Origin of the sequence: Chryseobacterium camelliae (assembly GCF_030818575.1) — a bacterium.
Classification (GTDB): Bacteria; Bacteroidota; Bacteroidia; order Flavobacteriales; family Weeksellaceae; genus Chryseobacterium; species Chryseobacterium camelliae_A.
Genome location: NZ_JAUTAL010000001.1, coordinates 4,046,901 through 4,068,575 on the forward strand (window position 1 = coordinate 4,046,901; position 21,675 = coordinate 4,068,575).

At 40.8% G+C, this 21,675-nt stretch carries 15 protein-coding genes, 1 pseudogene and 1 riboswitch; of the genes and pseudogenes, 14 read left to right on the plus strand and 2 right to left on the minus strand.

Annotation, left to right across the window (positions count from 1 at the left end):
* Positions 1-6 precede the first annotated feature (6 nt).
* The 7 genes from QE404_RS18670 to QE404_RS18700 all read left to right on the plus strand — a co-directional run bounded on the left by QE404_RS18670 (position 7) and on the right by QE404_RS18700 (position 6,947).
* Entirely contained in the window at positions 7-990 is a 984-nt protein-coding gene (locus tag QE404_RS18670; protein WP_307454058.1) for a stage II sporulation protein M, read from the plus strand.
* Complete coding sequence (locus QE404_RS18675; protein WP_307453093.1) at positions 974-1,936, plus strand: DUF4013 domain-containing protein; 963 nt, start codon at positions 974-976, stop codon at positions 1,934-1,936. The genes QE404_RS18670 and QE404_RS18675 overlap by 17 nt, the downstream gene beginning before the upstream one ends.
* On the plus strand, positions 1,929-2,726 hold the full coding sequence (locus tag QE404_RS18680; RefSeq protein WP_307453095.1) for a DUF4129 domain-containing protein: 798 nt from the start codon (positions 1,929-1,931) through the stop codon (positions 2,724-2,726). The genes QE404_RS18675 and QE404_RS18680 overlap by 8 nt, the downstream gene beginning before the upstream one ends.
* Before the next feature lie 12 nt (positions 2,727-2,738).
* Positions 2,739-3,902 (plus strand): DUF4350 domain-containing protein, encoded by a 1,164-nt coding sequence (locus QE404_RS18685; RefSeq protein ID WP_307453096.1) that lies wholly within the window; start codon positions 2,739-2,741, stop codon positions 3,900-3,902.
* Positions 3,903-3,983: 81 nt separating this feature from the next.
* A complete protein-coding gene (locus QE404_RS18690) occupies positions 3,984-5,015 on the plus strand; it encodes an AAA family ATPase (protein WP_307454060.1) in 1,032 nt (343 codons plus the stop codon).
* A 128-nt stretch (positions 5,016-5,143) separates the two neighbouring features.
* Positions 5,144-6,466, plus strand: coding sequence for a DUF58 domain-containing protein (locus tag QE404_RS18695; protein ID WP_307454062.1), 1,323 nt, complete (start codon positions 5,144-5,146; stop codon positions 6,464-6,466).
* 61 nt (positions 6,467-6,527) lie between these two features.
* On the plus strand, positions 6,528-6,947 hold the full coding sequence (locus QE404_RS18700; RefSeq protein ID WP_307453098.1) for an OsmC family protein: 420 nt from the start codon (positions 6,528-6,530) through the stop codon (positions 6,945-6,947).
* 79 nt (positions 6,948-7,026) lie between these two features.
* Here QE404_RS18700 and QE404_RS18705 read toward each other — a convergent pair whose 3' ends face one another.
* Together QE404_RS18705 and QE404_RS18710 are read right to left on the minus strand one after the other, a co-directional pair.
* Complete coding sequence (locus QE404_RS18705) at positions 7,027-8,721, minus strand: T9SS type A sorting domain-containing protein (RefSeq protein WP_307453100.1); 1,695 nt, start codon at positions 8,719-8,721, stop codon at positions 7,027-7,029.
* A 202-nt stretch (positions 8,722-8,923) separates the two neighbouring features.
* Positions 8,924-11,539 (minus strand): MGH1-like glycoside hydrolase domain-containing protein, encoded by a 2,616-nt coding sequence (locus QE404_RS18710; protein ID WP_307454064.1) that lies wholly within the window; start codon positions 11,537-11,539, stop codon positions 8,924-8,926.
* Positions 11,540-11,722: 183 nt separating this feature from the next.
* Positions 11,723-11,829: riboswitch (SAM riboswitch) on the plus strand.
* 59 nt (positions 11,830-11,888) lie between these two features.
* Between QE404_RS18710 and QE404_RS18715 the strand changes: the two genes are divergently transcribed.
* The 7 genes and pseudogenes from QE404_RS18715 to metF all read left to right on the plus strand — a co-directional run bounded on the left by QE404_RS18715 (position 11,889) and on the right by metF (position 21,649).
* A complete protein-coding gene (locus QE404_RS18715) occupies positions 11,889-12,833 on the plus strand; it encodes an alpha/beta fold hydrolase (protein ID WP_307453106.1) in 945 nt (314 codons plus the stop codon).
* A complete protein-coding gene (locus tag QE404_RS18720; RefSeq protein ID WP_307453107.1) occupies positions 12,830-14,374 on the plus strand; it encodes an ACT domain-containing protein in 1,545 nt (514 codons plus the stop codon). Before QE404_RS18715 ends, QE404_RS18720 begins: the two co-directional genes overlap by 4 nt.
* A gap of 123 nt (positions 14,375-14,497) precedes the next feature.
* Complete coding sequence (locus QE404_RS18725) at positions 14,498-15,658, plus strand: O-succinylhomoserine sulfhydrylase (RefSeq protein WP_307453109.1); 1,161 nt, start codon at positions 14,498-14,500, stop codon at positions 15,656-15,658.
* 64 nt (positions 15,659-15,722) lie between these two features.
* Entirely contained in the window at positions 15,723-16,733 is a 1,011-nt protein-coding gene (locus QE404_RS18730; RefSeq protein WP_307453111.1) for a homocysteine S-methyltransferase family protein, read from the plus strand.
* Between the two features lie 52 nt (positions 16,734-16,785).
* Entirely contained in the window at positions 16,786-17,877 is a 1,092-nt protein-coding gene (locus QE404_RS18735; RefSeq protein ID WP_307453112.1) for a fatty acid desaturase family protein, read from the plus strand.
* Between the two features lie 7 nt (positions 17,878-17,884).
* A pseudogene (locus tag QE404_RS18740) lies at positions 17,885-20,600 on the plus strand (vitamin B12 dependent-methionine synthase activation domain-containing protein).
* 92 nt (positions 20,601-20,692) lie between these two features.
* Entirely contained in the window at positions 20,693-21,649 is a 957-nt protein-coding gene (gene metF, locus QE404_RS18745; RefSeq protein ID WP_307453116.1) for a methylenetetrahydrofolate reductase [NAD(P)H], read from the plus strand.
* The last annotated feature ends 26 nt before the right edge of the window (positions 21,650-21,675 follow it).

Below are 21,675 nucleotides of genomic sequence, written 5' to 3' on the forward strand. Positions count from 1 at the left end.
ACAATTATGAGAGAAGTTTATTTCATCAAACAAAATAAAGAAAAATGGTTGGGAATTGAACAGGTTATTCAGGGGAAAGTCAAAAAAAATCCTGATGACCTCTCATCACTGTACATCAACCTGATCAACGATCTTTCTTTTGCCCAGACATATTATCCTAAAAGCAACACTACAGTATATCTGAATCATCTTTCTTCACAGATCTTTCAAAAGATCTATAAGACCCGGAGAGTGGAGCAGAACAGGATTACCTATTTTTTCGGTACTGAAGTGCCCTTGCTGGTATACCGGTATAGGAGGTACCTATTGTACGCCTTCCTTTTTTTTATTCTTTTTACCCTGATCGGTGTAATATCCTCCATATACGATAAAGATTTTGTCAATATCATCCTTGGAGAAGGCTACGTAAATGAAACCATAGAAAATATTAAAAAAGGCAATGCTGTAGGGATATACCAGACCGGATCTACATGGGGGAGTACAACCGGAATCATCTTTAATAACATCGGTGTAGGAGCGAAGTTATATATCTATGGAATTTTTGCTGGAATAGGAACGCTTTATTATCTGCTTTCAAACAGTGTAATGCTAGGATCCTTTCAATATTTCTTTTATGATTACGGTGCTCTGAAAGACAGTGCACGGGGAATCTGGCTCCATGGGGTCTTCGAGATTTTTTCCATGGTAGTGGAGGCCATGTGCGGCCTTATTCTCGGAGCATCCATTCTTTTTCCGAGGACTTTTTCCCGGTTCCAGTCTTTTAAAAACGGCTTCAGAGATTCATTTAAAATATTTTTAAGTACAATACCTTTTACAGTGTGTGCAGGAATTATCGAAGGATATGTTACCAGGCACGCGCTTGAGATGCCTTTGTTTCTGAACCTGATCATCATTTTTGGATCATTATCCATCATAGGCTTTTATTACTTTGTTTATCCTGCTATAGTCAACAAAAAAATTAATCACCAGATCCATGATGCAGTTTTATAAAAAAAGAGATTTCGGATCCTTTATCAGCGATACCTTCAGTTTTTTCAAACATTACGGAAGAAACTATTTCCAGAATTATATACTTCTGAATGGCCTGTTGCTTATTCTGATGGTTATTCTCATCATTTTCGGTTTCCGGGAATTCTTCGGGGTAATATTCGGATCAAATATCAGCGGCCAGAGCTATTATTTTGAAAACTATTTCCAGAATAACCTGGGTTTATTCATAGTGATCGGGATTGTCCTCTTAGTCCTTTCAACAGCATTGATGACCATCAATTTCCTTTTTCCTGTATTTTATATGAAAAGAGTATCTGAGGGACAGGAAAAAGTAAGTACTGACGACATCATAGCAGATTTTAAAAATAATATTAAAAAAGTTCTGGTACTCTATGTAGGGTTAAATTTTTTAGTATTTCCCATAGCTGCTATTATCTTTATGTTATCGTATGTTTTAGTACTGATCTTTATAGGATTGATCCTGTTGCTTTTTATTGTACCGACACTCATTAATATCATTAACTTTTTATGCTATGATTATTTCAACAGCAACAAGAGTTTTTTTGAAAGTTTAAGCTATGCTATACGGTCACAGTTTTCTTACCGTAATGGAAGAGAAAACTCCCCGTATTGGAAATATTGGGGTTCAACACTGATTATGGCGATCATCTGCCAGATTTTGATCAGTATTTTTAGCGCTATACCTATGGTCCTGTTTTTTATAAAATTAACCACTACCACTTCCAGTGCTGAATTTGAGCAGAACCCTTTAGGAAGCGGACTGGGCATGCTATTTTTCATGATCTATGGAATATCGCTTATAATGTCTTTACTGCTGATGAATATGCAGTATGTAAATTCTGGCCTGATGTATTATGACAGTAGAACGGATCTGCACCAGCAGAAGGAGCTTGCGGAGATTGAAACCATTGGTACTCATGAATAAAGTTCTGATTGGTTTGATAATTTGTTTTCTATCGGGGTACATTTCTGCTCAGGAACAGGACAGTATGCCTCCGGCTGCGGAGGCCTATGTGGATTCTTTGAATACCGGGCATTACAGGAATATGAACCGTGCAGATTCCATTCTCAGTAAAAATCCTGTAACGGAGAATACGCTCTATCCTAAAAAATTCCGTAATAATATCCCGAAAAGATATAAGGGGGCTGAATTCGATTATTCCACTACAGAACCAAGGGAATCATTCTTACAGAAGCTGCTGAGGAAAATCGACCGTATCCTGCAGGGAATCTTCGGACAGAAGGTTCTTTCGGGCTCTGCCAATACAGCCAGTATCCTGATACGGCTTTTTGCCATTATCCTGGTGGGTCTGCTGCTATATTTCATAATCCGGTATATCCTGGGGAAAAACGGGAATTTTTTCTTCAGTAAGAAAAACCGCAATCTGCACATCAGCCAGGAAGAGCTGCATGAAAATATTCATGAAATCAACTTTCCTGAAAGCATTGCCGGTTTTGAAAGGGCTGGTGATTTCCGCTCGGCAGTAAGGTATCAGTTTCTTTTTGTCCTGAAAAAACTGAGTGATAAAAAACTGGTTGTATGGAATCCCGAAAAGACCAATAAAGATTATGTCTCAGAGCTTAAAGCGCCTCATATCAAGAATGATTTTTTTAATCTTTCGTATATTTTTGACTACGTCTGGTACGGGGAATTCAACATTGATGAGGAAAGCTATATGAAGTTCAAAAAACAATATCAGTCATTTAATCCGTAACCTTATCTCCACATGAATAAAACTTTCAAAATATATGCTGTTGTTTTCATCATTATCATGGTGATCCTGGCATTGTTTGAAGTGAATAAGAAAGAAACAACAGACTGGCGTAAGAACTTTGATGTCAATGAAAAATCACCGTTCGGGCTTTTTGTATTCAGCGAAGAAGCAAATGAGTTGTTTGGAAATGATCTGAAAAAAATAGATGAAACTCCGTACGATTATTACCATGAACATAAAAAGGAGGGGCATAATATCCTGATTATCGAACGAACGGTAGATTCAGAATCATGGAAGTCAATCCTGAACCAGGTCAATGCAGGGTCTGATGCTATGCTGATTGTAAGTGAAATGCCCAAGGAAATATCTGACAGTATAGGTTTTTATGACTCACAGCTGTCTTTTGAAGACCAGAACGTACTGAAACTTACTGATAAGGCTTATCAGAATGACTTTATAAAACTGGACAAGTTTCCTTCCGGAAAAGGTTTTACTTATATAAAACCAGGTGTTGAAGTACTCGGAAAAACCGTTGAAAAGAACAATTCAGATCAGGCTAACTTTATCAAGACAAGATTCGGGAAGGGGAATATTTATGTCCACTCTGAACCACTTTTTTTAACAAATTATTACCTCTTGAAAAAGGGTAATACAAGATATGCGGAAGACGTATTGTCTTATCTCAAAAACCGTGAAACCGTTTGGTTTGTGGAAAGTACTACCGGAGGTCAATCCAGGTTTTTTATGCGGTTTATCTTTTCTAATCCCGCATTGAAATATGCCTGGTGGGTATTTCTGGGCGGAATGCTTTTGTTCATTTTCTTTAATGCAAAAAGGAAACAACGGATCGTGCCGGTAATCGAGCCTTTGAAGAATACTTCTGTTGATTTTATCAGGAGCATTGGGAACCTTTATTTGCAGGAAGGTGATTTTCATGATATGATGGGTAAAAAGGCGCAGTATTTCCTGAATAAAGTACGGATGGACCTTCTGATCGATACCCAGCATCTTGATGAGGAATTTATAAAAAAACTCCAGCTGAAGACCGGGAAACCTTTGGAAATGATTCAGGAAGCAGTTGAGTTGATTAAAAAAGGACAGGATCCTTATGCTGCTGTTATGAGGGAAGATCTCGTAAAAATGAATGCACTTCTGGATAAAATTTTAAAATCATAAATAATATAACAATAGCAGTGAGAATGTATAGCAAGGCATGATGGCTGAACAGATTATACAGACTGCAGAAAAAAATATCATATGGACAATATTGAAAACCTGAATCCGGAACCTGGGCAGCCTGCTCTGCCGGATAACAATGAAAATCAGTTTGAGACAAGGATTGATATGATTGAGCTTCGGGCCAGCCTTGAAAAGGTAAAACATGAAATTTCAAAGGTCATCGTAGGTCAGGAGAATATGATTGAACATCTTTTGGCTGCGCTGTTGTCAAACGGGCATGTACTTATTGAAGGCGTTCCTGGAGTAGCCAAAACCATTACGGCAAAGCTGTTGGCTAGAACGATTGATGTAGGATTCAGCAGAATTCAGTTTACCCCGGATCTTATGCCTTCCGATATTTTGGGGACGTCTGTATTCAACGTAAAAACCTCTGAATTTGAGTTTAAACAAGGACCTGTTTTTTCCAATTTTATCCTGATTGATGAGATCAACAGGTCTCCGGCAAAAACCCAGGCAGCCCTTTTTGAAGTCATGGAAGAGAGGCAGATTACAATGGATGGCATTCGTTATCCGATGGAAGAGCCATTCCTCGTGGTAGCCACGCAGAACCCTATTGAACATGAGGGTACATACAGGCTTCCGGAAGCACAGCTGGACCGTTTCCTGTTTAAAATTAATGTCAGTTATCCGGATCTGAAACAGGAAATTGAAATCATCAGGAATCAGCATGAAAATAAGGCTGAAGACAAGACCGAAGCGGTAAACCGTGTCATTTCAGCCGGGCAGCTGAAAAACTATCAGAAACTCGTAAAGGAAATTATTGTTGAATCCCAGCTGATAGAATATATCGCCAGAATTATTGTTAATACCAGGGAGAATCAGTTCCTGTATCTTGGAGCATCACCTAGAGCCAGTTTGGCATTGCTTACTGCTTCAAAAGCCTTTGCAGCTTTAAGGGGACGGGATTTTGTAACCCCGGAAGACATTAAGGAGGCAAGTTACGCCGTTTTAAGGCATAGGGTTATTGTTTCGCCGGAAAGGGAAATGGAGGGGCTTACGGCCGATGAAATCATCAGGCAGATTTTGGAAGGAATTGAAATTCCGAGATAATTTGGAAGCGGGTTCAAGTTGATCCGGACACTGGAAATCAGGCTGTTGAAGACACTTCCTCCGTTTCGTAATAACCGCATTATTTAGTTTAATTTATGATTTGCAGCCTGCAAGCTGACATCTGAAAAATGAAAAACCTTTATATCAATACACGCTTTTTTTTCGCACTCATCGGAGTGGGCATCCTGTATGTTTTTGCATTTTTCTTTCCGTTTTTAATGTGGTTGGCACATGCTGTCCTTTTACTCAGTTTTCTGGCTGCTATGGTAGAATACCTCTTGCTGTTTAATGAAAAGAACGGAATTTCTGCACAGAGAATCCTTCCGGAAAAATTGTCCAATGGAGATGAAAATCCCGTGAAAGTAGACATCAGGAACAACTATAATTTTACACTTAATGTACGGGTAATTGATGAGATCCCGTTTCAATTCCAGAAAAGGGATTTCCTCATTGAAAAGCAGATTGAGCGTGGCAGGAACAGTTATTTCCAGTATATTCTGGAGCCAAAGGAAAGAGGAGAGTACAGTTTCGGAAACCTGAATATTTATGTTTCTTCCCCGGTAGGCTTTATTTCCAGAAGGTTTACATTCCAGAAAGATGCATTGCTGCCTTCTTATCCGTCATTCATCCACCTCAGGAAGTATGAACTGATGGCTCTGCAAAGTGAGTTTTTGTTGGGCGGGATCAAAAGGATAAGGAAGCTCGGGCACACTATGGAATTTGAGCAGATCAAGGAATATGTTCCCGGGGATGATATCAGGACCATTAACTGGAAAGCCACATCAAAGACCAACCGATTGATGGTCAATCAGTTTCAGGATGAAAAGTCCCAGCGGATATTTATGCTGATTGATACCGGACGAACCATGAAGATGCCGTTTAGAGGACTGAGCCTGCTGGATTATTCTATTAACGCAACTATGGCTCTTTCGCATATTATTCTTAAAAAAGGGGACCGGGCGGGAATGATGACCTTTTCCAAGAAGACGGAAAATAAAATTGCGGCAGACAATAAATCCGGGCAGCTAAGGAAAATTTCAGAGGCATTGTACAACATTAAGACAGACTTTTTTGAAAGTGATTTCAGCCGTCTTTACCAGGACGTAAAATACACGCTGAACCAAAGAAGCCTGATCCTGCTTTTTACCAATTTTGAAACGCTCGATGGCCTGAACCGACAGATGAAATACCTCAGGGGAATTGCCCGGAACCATCTTCTGGTAGTAGTCTTCTTCAAAAATGGGGAAATGCAGACGTTACTGAACGGCAATCCTGAAAGCATGCAGGAAATATACGATGAAATTGTAGCCGAAAAGTTTGAGTTTGAAAAGAAACTTATTATTCAGGAGCTTCGCAAATATGGAATTTATACAGTGTATACTTTGCCTGAAAACCTGAATGTTGATGTCATCAACAAATATCTTGAGATAAAAGCGAGGGGAATTTTGTAATTTTGCCGATAGTACATCAACGGGAAAAAATTCCTCTTCCATTATCTTAAAAAATCAAACAATGAAAATAACACTCAATAGAATTAATGATGACTATTTATTCCAGTGCACCAATGCGCAAGGCAATTCAATCCTTCTGGATAATACAACGCAGCCGGGAGCTAAGGGAGTATCCCCTATGGAAAGCTTGTTAATGGCTGTGGCAGGCTGCAGCGGTATCGATGTGGTTTCCATTCTGAAGAAACAGAGGCAGGAAATTACCGGCTTTACTGCTGAAGTAGAAGGAGAGCGGGTAGTAGTTGAAGATGCAAAGCCTTTTAAATCCATCCTGGTTAAATTCATGCTGGAAGGAACAATTGATCCTAAAAAAGCCCTTAAGGCAGCAGAATTATCATTTGAAAAATACTGTTCGGTTTCCAAAACCCTTGAGCCGAATGTGGATATCAGCTATGAAGTATTTGTAAACGGAGCGAAAGTGTAATGGATCTTTTATAACGATAAAAACAGAACGCGGGCCATGTAATGGCCCGCGTTCTTTACTGTGTATATTGTACAGTTTCCTATTTCTTGATCATTTTTGAGCTTTTTACAGACCCGTCCTTCATGGTTAAAGTCAGGATGTAAACACCGGTTTTCAGATCTCCCAGATGCAGGGTAGAAGCCGGTTTTTCTATGGTTCTCACTGTGATGCCGGAAAGGTCAGTAATGGTTGCTGATCTTACATCATTGGCTTTCTCAATGGTAACCGCATCCACAAATGGGTTAGGATAGGCGATACGCTCTTTGGCAGATGCTTTAACTTCGCTGGTGGCCAATTGTAATGGTTGAAGAGTTACAGTGATTTTAAAAGTATTATTGTCTACTTTATTATAATCTGCACTACATCCTGAACCTCCGTAAGTTCTCCACGCTCTCAGTTCAAAATTAACATTTCCGGTAAGGTTATTGGCTAGTGTAAGCCCTGTTCTATTATAGGAATAAGTTCCTGTAGAACTTCCCGAACCTGATGTTACAGATGTTTCTGTTGTGCTATTGGTTGTACATGCCAGAATACTTCTCTGTTCAGACATGTATCCGTTAGATACAGTTGACATGGTATAAGACACATCGGTCGCCTTAATTTTATAACCTGAAGGAACACTGATGGTGAGAGCTCCAGGACAGGTAGTAGTTGACGTAGCTGTTATAGAAGAACTGCTGGCATACAGAGTATTGATATCCCCTGCGGTATAAGTGGCAGTTATTTGGCCCGGAGTAAACTGTGTCATTACCCAGTAGCTCTGTGTTGACCCGCAATTTGAGCGTACCCAGAAATAATAGGTCTGTCCCGTAGTTAAGTTGTTTAATGTAGCTGAGGTAACACCTGCTGCTGTGCTTCCTGTAATGATAGCAGTTGATGTAGGAGGTGTAGAAGAAGTGCTCAGATAGTACTGGTATCCTGAAGCAGGGGCACTTGAAGGAGCAGTCCAGCTTACTGTCGCGCTATTCATTGTTGTTGTTGAAGTAACATTCGTAGGCATTGGGCAGGAGTTATACACATCAGCCGAAAAAGCAAAAATGTTAGGAATGTTCCCTACAGAAGTACCGGCTGCCGGTCCTACTTTCGTTACTTTAACGCTCTGAATGGTTTTTGATTGATTTGCTGCACTGATGGCCAAAGGAATCTGATAAAGTCTTGGATTGGATGTGTCAGCTTCTAAACCATCTGTCGTCTTTTTAATCCTTCCGATCCCCTGAATGGCAAAATTGCTTCCCCCATACCAGTCTGAAACATTGATCGCAGAAAAAGTCTGTGTAGTGGCATCAGAAAAATTAACCACTACATCTACTGTACTTGCCCCACTTCCGGAGGTAGCCAGCATATACAGGTTTACAGCCGCTTTGGGTGTAGTGAAGGTTAAGGTCCCATTATCACCAACGCTCTGTAATCTCAATGAGTTATTTGCGCTGTAAGAAGCCAGCTGATAGCTTAATCCTGCTGGTGATGCAGCTGCGGAGTTAATCAGTCCATTTGTGGGAAGTCCGTAAGTAAGTGCTGTGCTGGAAGCTGTCAGCTGGAAATCCTTGGAAACGAATGCGTAGTTAACACCATCCACATCGCTGTTGGTAGAAACAGTAGAAGATCCTACACCGTTAGCAATAACATCAGCATTGAAACCGCTTAAGGTTACAGCCTGATATTGTTGTGCATGGGCAGAGGTGAAGGCAAGGCTTGAAAGCGCAATGCCTACAATAGGGAATAGTTTTCCTTTCATAGAAGATTTATTTTTTAAATTATTGTGCTAATTTAGGTATTTATTAAAAATAATTCAATATTATTTTAAAATTAATATTAAAAATTTGCACTATTGATCTTGTTGTTGTTTAGTGTTTATTGTACACTTGTTTAAGGCATAAAAAGAAGCTGGCTTAAATTTTTAAGCCAGCTTTAATATTGATAATATATTTTTAAGTAATTTAAACAGAAAGCCTTGGTTTCAGAAGTTTGGCAACGGTGGCTGTCCATCCTGTCTGATGAGAGGCCCCCACACCTCGGCCATTGTCCCCATGGAAATATTCAAAGAACATGATATAATCTTTGAAATGTTCATCATGATTAAACTTAGTATTGCATCCGTTGAACGGGCGCTGCCCCTGATCATCTTTCAGGAAGATGGAACATAGCCTGTTGCTGATGTTCTGAGCAACTTCGTCAAGGTCTTTTTTCTCTCCGCTTCCTGTTGGGAATTCCACTTTAAGGCTGCTGCCATAATAATAATGGAAACGTTGCAGGCTTTCCACAATAAGGAAATTGATTGGAAACCAGATCGGGCCTCTCCAGTTACTGTTGCCGCCGAACATACGGCTATCGCTTTCCGCAGGAGTATAGTATACTACGTTTTCTGTCCCGTGTACCGAAAAGACAAAAGGTTTTTCTTCATATACTTTGGACATGGCGCGGATTCCATAAGTACTCAGGAATTCCTTTTCATCCAGCATACGGTCGAGAACTTTGGTAAGCCTGTTTTTACGGAGGATGCTCATGAGATGCTTCCTTCCCTGGCCTTCCTCATCCCAATGCGAGACAAGTTTCGTCAGTTCCGGTTTATTCTTCAGTACCCAATCCATCCTTTCCCGGAAATTAGGCATGTTTTCCAGTAATTTATGTTCTATGACTTCTACCGCAAACAGAGGGATAAGTCCTACGATGCTTCTCAGCTTCAGTGAAACGCTTTCCCCGTTTCCAAGCTGCAGCACATCATAGAAAAATCCGTCCTCTTCATTCCATAGCCCTTTAGTACCGTCACCCAGATTTTCCATGGCTTCAGCAATGTAAAGGTAATGCTCAAAAAATTTGATGGCCATGTCTTCGTAAACCTTGTAATACTGGGCAAGCTCCATGGCAATACGCATCATATTCAGTGCGTACATTGCCATCCAGCTGGTTCCGTCCGCCTGCTCAAGATGTTGGCCGTCCTTTAGGACCATATTACGGTCAAAGGCACCGATATTATCCAATCCGAGAAATCCTCCTCCGAAAATATTCTTTCCGTTTTTATCTTTCCGGTTTACCCACCAGGTAAAGTTTAAAAGAAGTTTCTGGAATACTTTTTCAAGAAACAGCAGGTCTGGTTTCCCGTTTTGCTTTTCATCAATTTTAAAAACCCTGAAACAAGACCATGCATGAACAGGAGGATTTACATCACTGAGGTTCCACTCATAGGCAGGAAGCTGCCCGTTTGGATGCATATACCATTCTTTGGTAAGCAGAAGAAGTTGTCCTTTGGCAAATTCAGCATCAATAAGGGCGTATGGCACACAGTGAAAGGCAAGATCCCATGTCGCATACCAGGGATATTCCCATTTATCAGGCATGGAAATGATATCTTTATTATGGAGATGGTTCCATTCGGTATTCCTCACGTAATTGTTGAAGTCCCTCGGGGCATCATAGTTAGGATCTCCTTTGAGCCATTTGCCTACATTGTAATGGTAAAACTGTTTGTTCCAAAGCAGGCCGGCAAAAGCCTGGCGCTGTACATTCCGTTCATCTTTATCTTCTACATCATTTTGGATTTCATGATAGAATTCATCCGCTTCGGCAATTCTCGCTGCGAAAATTTCCTCAAAATCTTGGAAAGGATCATCGAGGTCTTGCGGAGACAGCCTGAAATCAAAGGTCTTGAATTCTCCTGCGTTGATGGTTTCATCCACCAGTAAAGCCGCTTTTGTACCCCTTTTTTCAGGGTTTACAGTAGGAGTTTTATGAATGATGTAATTATTGATTCCATCTTTATAATACTCCTTTTCAGAAGCCTCAATTCCCTGCAGTTTAGGTGTATTGGTTTCATTTTCGCAAAAGACACTTTCTGCATTGATATTTCGGGAATAGATCTTTTTTATGTCTATACTATCATGGTCAACATCGATGCAGCCTTCGTGTGAAGCTGTCATCTGGCCTTTGTAATCATTGTAGCCCCATTTCCAGTTGTTTCTGAACCATGCTGTAGGAATCACGACGATAGGAGCGTCCTGGCCGCTTCTGTTGCATACTGTAACCCTTACGAGGATATCGTGGTAATCAGCCTTACAGTATTCAATGAAAATATCAAAGTATTCATCCTGATCAAACACGCCTGTATCAAAAACCTCATATTCAGGCTGTTTTTTATTTCGTCTCGCATTTTCGGAGAGAATATCGTCATAAGGAAATTCGTTGATGGGATATTTGTATACCATCTTCATATAACTGTGTGTAGGCGTATTATCCAGATAATAAAATATTTCCTTGATATCTTCGCCATGATTGCCCTGGGGGTTGCTCAGCCCAAAAAAGCGCTCTTTGACCATCTTATCCTTTTTGTTCCAGAAAGACAGGGAAAAGCATAAAAGCTGTTTAGTATCGGAGATTCCTGCAATGCCTTCTTCACCCCAGCGATACGCATAGCTTTCGGCATTATTATGGTTGGCAAAGTGCCATGCATTTCCGTTAGGACTATAATCTTCCCTTACATTGCCCCATTGCCGGTTGCTTACATAGGGCCCCCAATTTTTCCAGTTGATATCCTCTAATCTTTGTTTTTCAGCAATCATATGATCATTTTACCTTACGAAGTTAGTTTTTTTGAAAAATAATTCCAATTGTTTCTATCTGAATAAATGGTTAACGTTCCGTTAAGGTTACTTTTAACAGGGGCTTTTTCTGAAAAAAAATATTTTTTTGATGATATGAAATAAAAAAGCTATCTTTGCACCACGTTCATTTAAATATTGAAAATGTTATCAAGAAAGGCTGAGGGACTAGACCCTGTGATGCCTTAGCAACCCTTTGCGCAAGCAATGAAGGTGCTACGTTCTACCAAATAATTTTGGACAGATAACTTACTGAAGTTCTTTCAGCCATTTCCTGTGGCATTTTCAATGATATTAAACTATAATAGAATTGAAATCAGAACTTTCACATATAAACCTTTCTTATCAGACATCTTCCCAAAAGGAATATACTATTCCGTTAAGCTATCAGCTTTTCGGGAAAGACCTGTTTTCGGCACCTGTTATTCTGGTCAACCATGCCCTTACCGGTAATTCGAATGTTGCCGGTGAAGATGGATGGTGGAAACAGCTGATTGGCGAAAACCAGGTGATTGATACCAATGCATATACGGTGCTCTGTTTTAATATTCCGGGGAACGGATATGATGGTTATTCGGTGGAAGGTTATGAAGACTTTACTCCTGCGGATATAGCGAAGATTTTTTTACAGGGTCTGGATTTCCTCAGGATTAACCACCTGTATGCCATCATTGGGGGTTCTCTGGGAGGGGGGATCGGTTGGGAAATGCTGGTGCTGAAACCTAAGCTGACAGATATTTTCATTCCTATTGCATGCGATTACAGGACGCATGATTGGCTCCATGCACAATGCCTGGTACAGAAATTTTTGCTGAACCAGGATGACCAGCCTTTGCAGAAAGCACGAATCCATGCTATGCTATGTTACAGGACGCCGGAATCCTTAAACAATAGGTTCAGGAACCGCTATAATCATGAAAAGCAGCGGCTCGAATCTGAAGACTGGCTGCTGTACCATGGAAATGCCCTGAACGAGAGATTTAGTTTAAGGTCTTATAAGCTGATGAACCATCTCCTGATGAACATCAATGCTGATGAAGCCGGGCTTGGACAAATCAGGGCACAGATCCATTTTATTGCTGTGGATACCGATTTGTTTTTCCCGGCATCGGAAATCCGGCTGTGCTTTGAAAAACTCAGGGATCAAAATCAGGAAGTCTGTTACCATGAAATACAGTCAGTTCACGGGCACGATGCCTTTCTAATGGAATATCAACAATTACAAACGATCATTAAAAATATTTTGGAGCGATGAAGAATTATAATGCCAACGAAATAAAATTTCTGAAAAACAGGTCTATCATTAAATTTGAAGGAGAAGATTTTCTGGGTGAAATCGGAATAGACGGACGTATTTTTAAAGCGCTGACCCTGGCGAGGATCAGTGTAGGGATCATTTCTCAGCAGGCCATAGAAAACGGTTTATCCATTCTGGTTCACGAAAATGACTCTGAAAAAGCTGTGAACTGCCTGATTGATGAATTTGAAGCAGAAAGGAAATCCGGAAAGGTTTCCCAGATCTACAGCATCAACAATGTTTCGGTACTTGGCTTTGTGGCGGATGATTTTAATAAAGTACTGTCTGAACTGGCCAGAAATAATGTATTCCCTTTACTGCTCAACCAGATTGCGGCAGAGAAGAGAGTGAATATCGTGGTGACTTCTTCGCAGGATGAAAAGGCAAAAAATATTATCGAATCCGAAATTTCAAAAAAACCGAAAACGGTACATCTGGCCATCATTGGTCATGGAAACGTAGGAAAAACCTTGATACAGCAGGTTCTTGAATCTTCAGAAGAAATCAGGAGAAGAAAAAAGATCGACCTTAAAGTGGTAGCCGTAGCCAACTCAAAAAAAATAGCATTCAATAAAAAAGGATTTGACCATAACTGGAATGATGAGGTTCTTACTGCGCAACATCCTTCCGATGTAAAAGAATTGATTAGCTTCTCTAAAGAAAATCAGCTTGAAAACCTTATTGTTGTAGATAATACGGCCAGTAAAGAATTTGTAAAGAACTATCATATACTGGCAGAAAATGGTTTTGACCTGGTTTCTTCCAATAAGATTTTCAATACGCTGCCGATTGAAGAATACAGAAGACTGAGATATACCCTGAACAAAAATAACAGGCGCTACCTGTATGAAACCAATGTGGGTGCAGGCCTGCCGTTAATTGACACTATAAAGCTTCTTCATCTTTCAGGAGAAAATATTACCAGGATTAAAGGAGTCTTTTCAGGAACGCTGAGCTATGTATTCAATAATTTTTCTTTGCGAAATGATCGGTTTTCTACTATCATCAGCGAAGCATTGGAGAAAGGATATACAGAGCCGGACCCAAGAGAGGACCTTTCCGGAAACGATGTGGCGAGAAAACTCCTTATTCTGGCAAGAGAATTAGATCTCATTAATGAATTTAAAGACATCAGAATCCAGAATCTGGTTCCGGACCCTTTGCTTTCAGTTTCCAGGGAAGAGTTTCTTTCCCGGCTGGAAGAACTGGATGATGAATACCAAAAAATCAAAGAAAACCAGGAGGAAGGCTATGTGCTGAGGTATGTAGGGGATCTTCATGGTGACCTGCAGAAGGATAAAGGTGAGCTGGATGTACAATTGGTCTCCGTGCCGGCTACTTCCGCACTGGGACAGCTGAAAGGATCAGATTCTATTTTTGAAATCTATACCGAAAGTTATGGCGAAAATCCTATTGTCATCATGGGCGCCGGTGCCGGAGCTCAGGTAACGGCAAGAGGGGTGTTCGGAGATATTTTGAGAGTAAGTGAAACAAAATAAATAATAATTAATGTAACATATAACAGTGTAACGGTTTACCAATATTAATGGCCAGGATTATGCTAAGGCGTGCCAACACATTATTTATATTGCTAAACTATTCATTGGTAAATCAAATATATTATGGAAAATTTTGAAACATTAGCCATACGTTCCCAGACGGAAAGAACCCAGTTTGACGAGCATTCAACACCGCTTTTCTTAACATCAAGTTTTGTGTTTGAAGATGCGGAAGATATGCGGGCCAGTTTCGCAGAAGAGAAGAGTAAAAACCTGTATAGCCGCTTTTCAAACCCGAATGTTACGGAATTTACAGAGAAGATTGCCAAAATGGAAGGAGCGGAAGCAGGATATGCTTTTGCTACAGGAATGGCTGCTATCTATTCCACTTTTGCTGCTTTGCTGAATGCTGGCGACCATATTGTCAGCTGCCAGTCGGTATTTGGTTCCACCCATACCTTATTCACCAAGTATTTTCCGAAGTGGAATATTGAAACCACCTATTTCAAAGCAGACGACGCACAGAATGTGGAACAATATATACAGCCCAATACCAAAGTTCTGTATCTTGAAACGCCCACCAACCCGGCTATTGAAGTCCTCGACTTAGAATTTTTCGGGCAGATTGCTAAAAAACATAATCTGATTTTCATTGTGGATAACTGTTTTGCTACCCCTTATTTACAGCAGCCGATAAAATATGGAGCGGACATCGTAGTTCATTCTGCAACAAAACTGATCGATGGTCAGGGGCGTGTTTTAGGTGGAGTAGCTGTTGGTAGGGAAGATCTTATCCGTGAAATCTATCTGTTTGCCAGAAATACAGGTCCTGCCATGTCTCCTTTTAATGCATGGGTATTGTCCAAAAGCCTGGAGACCTTAGCTATACGTGTTGAAAAACATTGTGAAAATGCCTTAAAGGTAGCTGAATTCCTGGAGGGGCATCCGAATGTGGAACTGGTAAAATATCCCTTCCTGCCATCCCATCCGGGCTATGAAACGGCAAAAAAACAGATGAAGCTGGGAGGGAATATTGTTGCATTTGAAATTAAAGGCGGTATTGAAGGCGGCAGGAACTTTTTAAACAAAATCAGGATGTGTTCGCTTTCTGCCAATTTAGGGGATACGAGAACGATTGTAACCCATCCGGCCTCCACAACGCACTCGAAATTAACGGATGAGGAAAGAAATGAAGTTGGAATTACAGCAGGTTTAGTCCGATGTTCTGTAGGCCTGGAGCATGTGGATGATATTATTGACGATTTAAGGCAGGCATTGATTTAATTACTGAAGCCTTTCAGGGTTTAAAATCTTGACAATGCTATGGAATAAAATGCAAAAAAACAAAATGAAAAATTCAGAACAACTGTATAAAGCGCTATCAGAGAGAATCCTCATTCTCGACGGAGCTATGGGAACCATGCTTCAGCGGTATAAATTTGAGGAAGAAGATTACCGCGGTGAAAGATTCAAAGACTGGGAACATCCGGTAAAAGGGAATAATGATTTGTTATCCCTTACTCAATCCCAGGCCATAGAAGAGGTTCACAAAAAGTATCTGGAAGCCGGTGCGGATATTATTGAGACCAACACATTTTCCGGGACCACCATTGCAATGGCGGATTATCACATGGAAGATCTGGTGTATGAGTTGAACTATGAATCAGCCAGAATAGCCAGAAAAGCATGTGATGAATATACGGCCAAAAACCCTGAGAAGCCGAGATTTGTCGCAGGTGCCATCGGGCCCACCAACAGAACGGCAAGTCTGAGTCCTGATGTAAATGATCCAGGCTACAGGGCGATTACTTTTGAAGAGCTTAGGGTTGCCTATAAACAACAGTGTGAAGCACTTTTGGATGGAGGCTCAGATATTTTGCTGGTTGAAACCATTTTTGATACATTGAACGCCAAAGCAGCATTGTTTGCTATTGATGAAATCCAGGACGAAAGGAATCTGAGTATTCCGATCATGGTATCCGGAACCATTACCGATGCTTCCGGAAGGACGTTGAGCGGGCAGACGGCAGAAGCATTTCTGATCTCTGTTTCTCATCTGAACTTGCTGAGTGTAGGTTTCAACTGTGCTTTGGGAGCCAATCAGCTCACCCCTTACCTTGAAACGCTGGCTCACAATTCAGAATTTTATGTTTCAGCATATCCGAATGCAGGCTTGCCAAATGCTTTTGGGCAATACGACGAATCACCTGAATTTATGGCTGAACAAATCAGGGAATATGTTGAAAAACAACTCATTAATATCATTGGCGGATGTTGCGGTACCACACCGGATCATATCCATGCCATTGCTGAAATGGTGAAGGCATATGCACCCAGGAAAGTAGAGCGTTTTGTATGATTTTTGTTGGATGGATTTAGCGATATAATCGTTAATTACATCAAACAATATTATGGAAAAGCCTATTTATTTAAAAGATTCAGATGATGCAAAATTGTTTAGCGAACTAAGAAAGAAAGTGAACCAGAGAGTAGAAACCATTCCTGAAAACAGAGACTTATATATTCAGATCAAAGCCATTATTCTGCCTTTGGTCTATTTTGGTCTGTATGCATTGGCACTGCTGAATGCGGAAAGACGGTGGATCTACATTCTGAGTTTTGTACTGATGGGGATTTCTCTGGTATTGATTTACCTGAATCTCATTCATGAAGCCGCCCACAATAACATTTTTAAAAACAAAAAGCTGAACTCAGCAGTGTTGCAGATCTTTGATTTTGTAGGAGCCAATTCATATATCTGGAAGAAGAGGCACATTTCCAGCCATCATGCCTATCCAAATGTAGACGGTTGGGATACGGATATTGAGCAGAGCGGGCTTCTCCTGATAGTTCCGTGGATCAAGGCAAAAGGTATCCAGAAATATCAGCATAAGTTCTTCTTCCTGGTATATCCTTTATACCTGTTTAACTGGATGTTCATAAGGGATTTCCGGGATTTTTTCGATAACGATAGGGTTATTTTGAAAACTCAGGGCTCGATTCCCGTAAAAGAGAAAGTGAAAATGATTGCCTATAAGCTGTTTTACTTTTTTTATCAGATTGGAGTTCCTGTTCTGTTTTTTAAGGTATCTATAGGACTGGCGTTGGGAGCTTGGTTTTTACAGGTGATTGCAGCGAGTATTTTTGCGCTCTTTGTATTATTGCCTTTGCATCCTCTGCCGGATAATGCTTTTCCGAAATTGGATGAAAAAAACGGACTTCCGTTCAGCTGGTTGCGTCATCAGTTGGAAGTAACCAATGACCTGACTAACAATAACTGGTTCATCAGGAATATTTTGGGCAATTTCAATTTCCATGTTGCCCATCATCTGTTTCCGAATTACAGTTATATGTACTATAACGAAATTACGGAAGAAATAGAAGCTTTTTCAAAACAGCACGGATTGGCTTACAAAAAGTTTCCGATTACCACTGCCCTAGGCAAGCATATAGATTTGCTGAGGCAGAATGCGAATAACGCATATTATATTTTAGAAGAATAATATATTAATGAAATATTTAAGATTATCAGGGCTTGAGCCTTTGATTATTACGCCGGAAAGTAATTTTATCAACGTTGGTGAAAGAACCAATGTTGCCGGTTCAAAAAAATTCTTACGATTAATAAAAGAAGAGAAATTTGCTGAAGCGCTGGACATTGCCAGGCATCAGGTAGAAGGAGGGGCACAGATCCTCGATGTCAATTTTGATGATGGGCTCATTGATGGCAAAGCTTCTATGGTCAAATTTTTAAATTTAATAGCTTCCGAGCCGGATATTGCCAGAATCCCCATCATGGTCGATTCTTCAAAATGGGAGATCCTGGAAGCGGGCCTGCAGGTGGCGCAGGGAAAATGTGTGGTTAATTCTATCAGCCTGAAAGGAGGTGAAGAAGAATTTATCAAACAGGCAAAAGCGATCAAAAGATACGGAGCGGCAGTCATTGTTATGGCATTTGATGAAGTAGGTCAGGCGGATACGTATGAACGGAGGATAGAAATTTCAAAACGTTCTTATGACATTCTGGTAAATCAACTCAATTTTCCGGCTGAAGATATTATTTTCGATCTGAATATTTTCCCGGTAGCTACGGGAATGGACGAACACCGCAGAAATGCGATTGATTTTATTGAAGCAACACGCTGGGTACGTCAAAACCTTCCTTATGCATCGGTAAGTGGAGGCGTGAGCAACACGCTGGGTACGTCAAAACCTTCCTTATGCATCGGTAAGTGGAGGCGTGAGCAATGTTTCCTTTTCATTCCGCGGAAATGATACCGTAAGAGAGGCCATGCACTCTGTCTTCCTGTACCATGCCATTCAGGCAGGGATGAATATGGGGATCGTAAATCCTGCCATGCTGGAAGTGTATGACGAAATCAACAAGGAACTCCTTGAGCTGGTAGAAGATGTGATCCTGGATAAGCGGGAGGACGCTACTGAGCGGCTGCTTGACTATTCAGAAAAACATAAATCGGTAAAAAAAGAAAAAACCGAAGATTTAGAATGGAGGAATTATCCTTTACAGGAAAGAATCACCCACGCTCTGGTTAAGGGAATCGACCGTTTTATTGAAGAAGATGTAGAGGAAGCCAGGCAGCAGGCTGAAAAGCCCCTTCATGTTATTGAAGTCAATCTGATGACCGGGATGGGAGTGGTAGGGGACCTCTTCGGAAGCGGTAAAATGTTCCTTCCCCAGGTGGTAAAATCGGCGCGGGTAATGAAAAAAGCTGTTGCCTATCTACAGCCGTATATTGAAGCGGAAAAAGACGGTACAAAGCCTGCCAACGGGAAAATACTTATGGCAACGGTGAAGGGGGATGTGCATGACATCGGCAAAAACATTGTGAGTGTAGTGTTGGGCTGTAACAATTATGAGATCGTAGATCTTGGGGTTATGGTTCCAGCGGAAAAAATTATTCAGGCTGCTATTGAGCATCAGGTGGATGTGATTGGGCTAAGCGGCTTAATTACACCAAGCCTTGATGAAATGGTATATATCGCTTCCGAACTGGAGCGCCAGAACCTTAATTTTCCGCTGCTCATTGGTGGTGCAACCACTTCCAAGGCTCACACTGCGGTAAAAATAGACCTGAAATATAAAAATGCGGTTGTGCATGTAAATGATGCTTCCAGAGCCGTGAATGTAGTGAGTTCATTATTGGGGGATAGGAACAAGGAATATGTGGCTGATTTAAAAAACGATTACTCAGACTTCAGGGAGAAATTCCTGAACCGTCAGGTAGATAAAGATTATGTTTCCATTGAAGAAGCCAGAGAAAAGAAATTTAAAATCGACTGGGAAAATGAGGAGATCTTCACTCCGAATCAGCTGGGCATCACCGTTGTTGAAGATCAGGATCTAAAAGAATTATTACCTTTCATAGACTGGTCACCCTTCTTCAGAAGCTGGGACCTGCACGGGAAATACCCGGCAATTCTGGAGGATGAGGTAGTGGGAGCTCAGGCCAAAGAGCTGTTTAAAGATGCACAGGTAATCTTAAAAAAGATACTTGATGAAAAACTGCTTACCGCAAAAGCCATTTTTGGAATCTTTAAAGCCAATGCCAACGAAACGGATGATATCCTGATTTTCGACGAAGATCAGAGGAAACTCGCTAAATTCTTAACATTAAGGCAGCAGGCCCAGCGCTCAAAAGGCAAGGATTATCTGGCATTGAGTGACTTCATTGCGCCGCAAAGCACCGGGAAAACCGATTATGTAGGAGCATTTTGTGTAACCACAGGTTTTGGAACCGATGAACTGGCAGGAGAATATGAAAAAGCCAACGACGATTACAACGCCATTATGGTAAAAGCCCTGGCTGATCGCTTTGCAGAGGCATATGCAGAATTTTTACATAAGAAAGTCAGAACGGAATACTGGGGTTATGCCAATCAGGAAAACTTAAGCAATGAAGAACTGATTGCCGAAAAATATAAAGGGATACGTCCGGCACCGGGTTATCCCGCATGCCCAGATCATTTGGAAAAAAATACCATCTGGGACCTTTTAAAAGTAGAAGAGCATATTGGAGTCTATCTGACAGAAAGCCTGGCTATGTTTCCTACCGCTTCCGTTTCAGGATATTATTTTGGAAGTCCTCACGCTAAATATTTTGGCCTGGGGAAAATCACTGAGGATCAGTTAAAAGATTATGCAGAACGTAGGGGATGCAGCCTTCAGGAAGCCAGGAAATGGCTGTCACCCAATCTGGCAGATTGATATCGAATATGCTTAAGAACTCCAAATCTATTGTTAAATCAAATTATAACTATACATAATTAAAAGTTGCAGCCTGTAGCTCACCATTTAAAATGAAAATCACAGACCACATAAAAAATGCAAACGGAAAAACATTGTTTTCCCTGGAGGTTGTTCCGCCACAAAAAGGAATCGGGATTGAGGACCTGTACCGGAATATCGATCCGCTGATGGAATTTAAACCTCCCTTTATTGATGTAACGACTTCCCGTGAAGAATATGTTTATATTGATAAAGGTAACGGCCTGATGGAGCGCAGGATTACCAGAATGCGCCCAGGGACTTTAGGGATTTGTGCTGCCATCCAGCATAAATATAATGTAGATACCGTGCCGCACCTTTTGTGCGGAGGATTTACCAAAGAAGAGACGGAATACCTTCTTGTAGACTGTATGTATCTGGGTATTGATAACGTGATGGCTCTGCGTGGAGATGCCATGAAAGGACATCAGTATTTTGAACCGACCAAAGGAGGCCATACCAGTGCCATGGATCTGGTGCATCAGATCAACGATCTGGGAAGAGGAAAGTTTCTGCATGATGATCAAGCCTGTGATGAGCATAATAAATTCTGCATCGGAGTAGCCGGATATCCGGAAAAGCATATAGAAGCTCCTTCCATGAATTACGACCTTAAATGGCTGAAGCAGAAAGTAGATGCCGGAGCTGATTATATTGTTACCCAAATGTTTTTTGACAATAAAAAGTTCATAGAATTTGTCAACAAAGCCAGGGAAATGGGAATCACGGTACCTATCATTCCGGGAATTAAGCCAATCGCTACCAAAAAACATTTGAAAGTCCTGCCACAGATCTTTAAAATAGATTTACCGGAAGAGCTTATTACTGAAGTGGAAAAAGCAAAGAACAATGAAGCTGTGAAGCAAATCGGTATTGAATGGGCGATAAGCCAGTGTAAGGAATTGCTGAATTATGGTGTTCCTGTGCTGCACTTTTATTCCATGGGAAAAAGTGATAATATTAAGAATGTGGCTTCAGAATTATTTTAACCATTATCTAAACAAATACTCCGGAT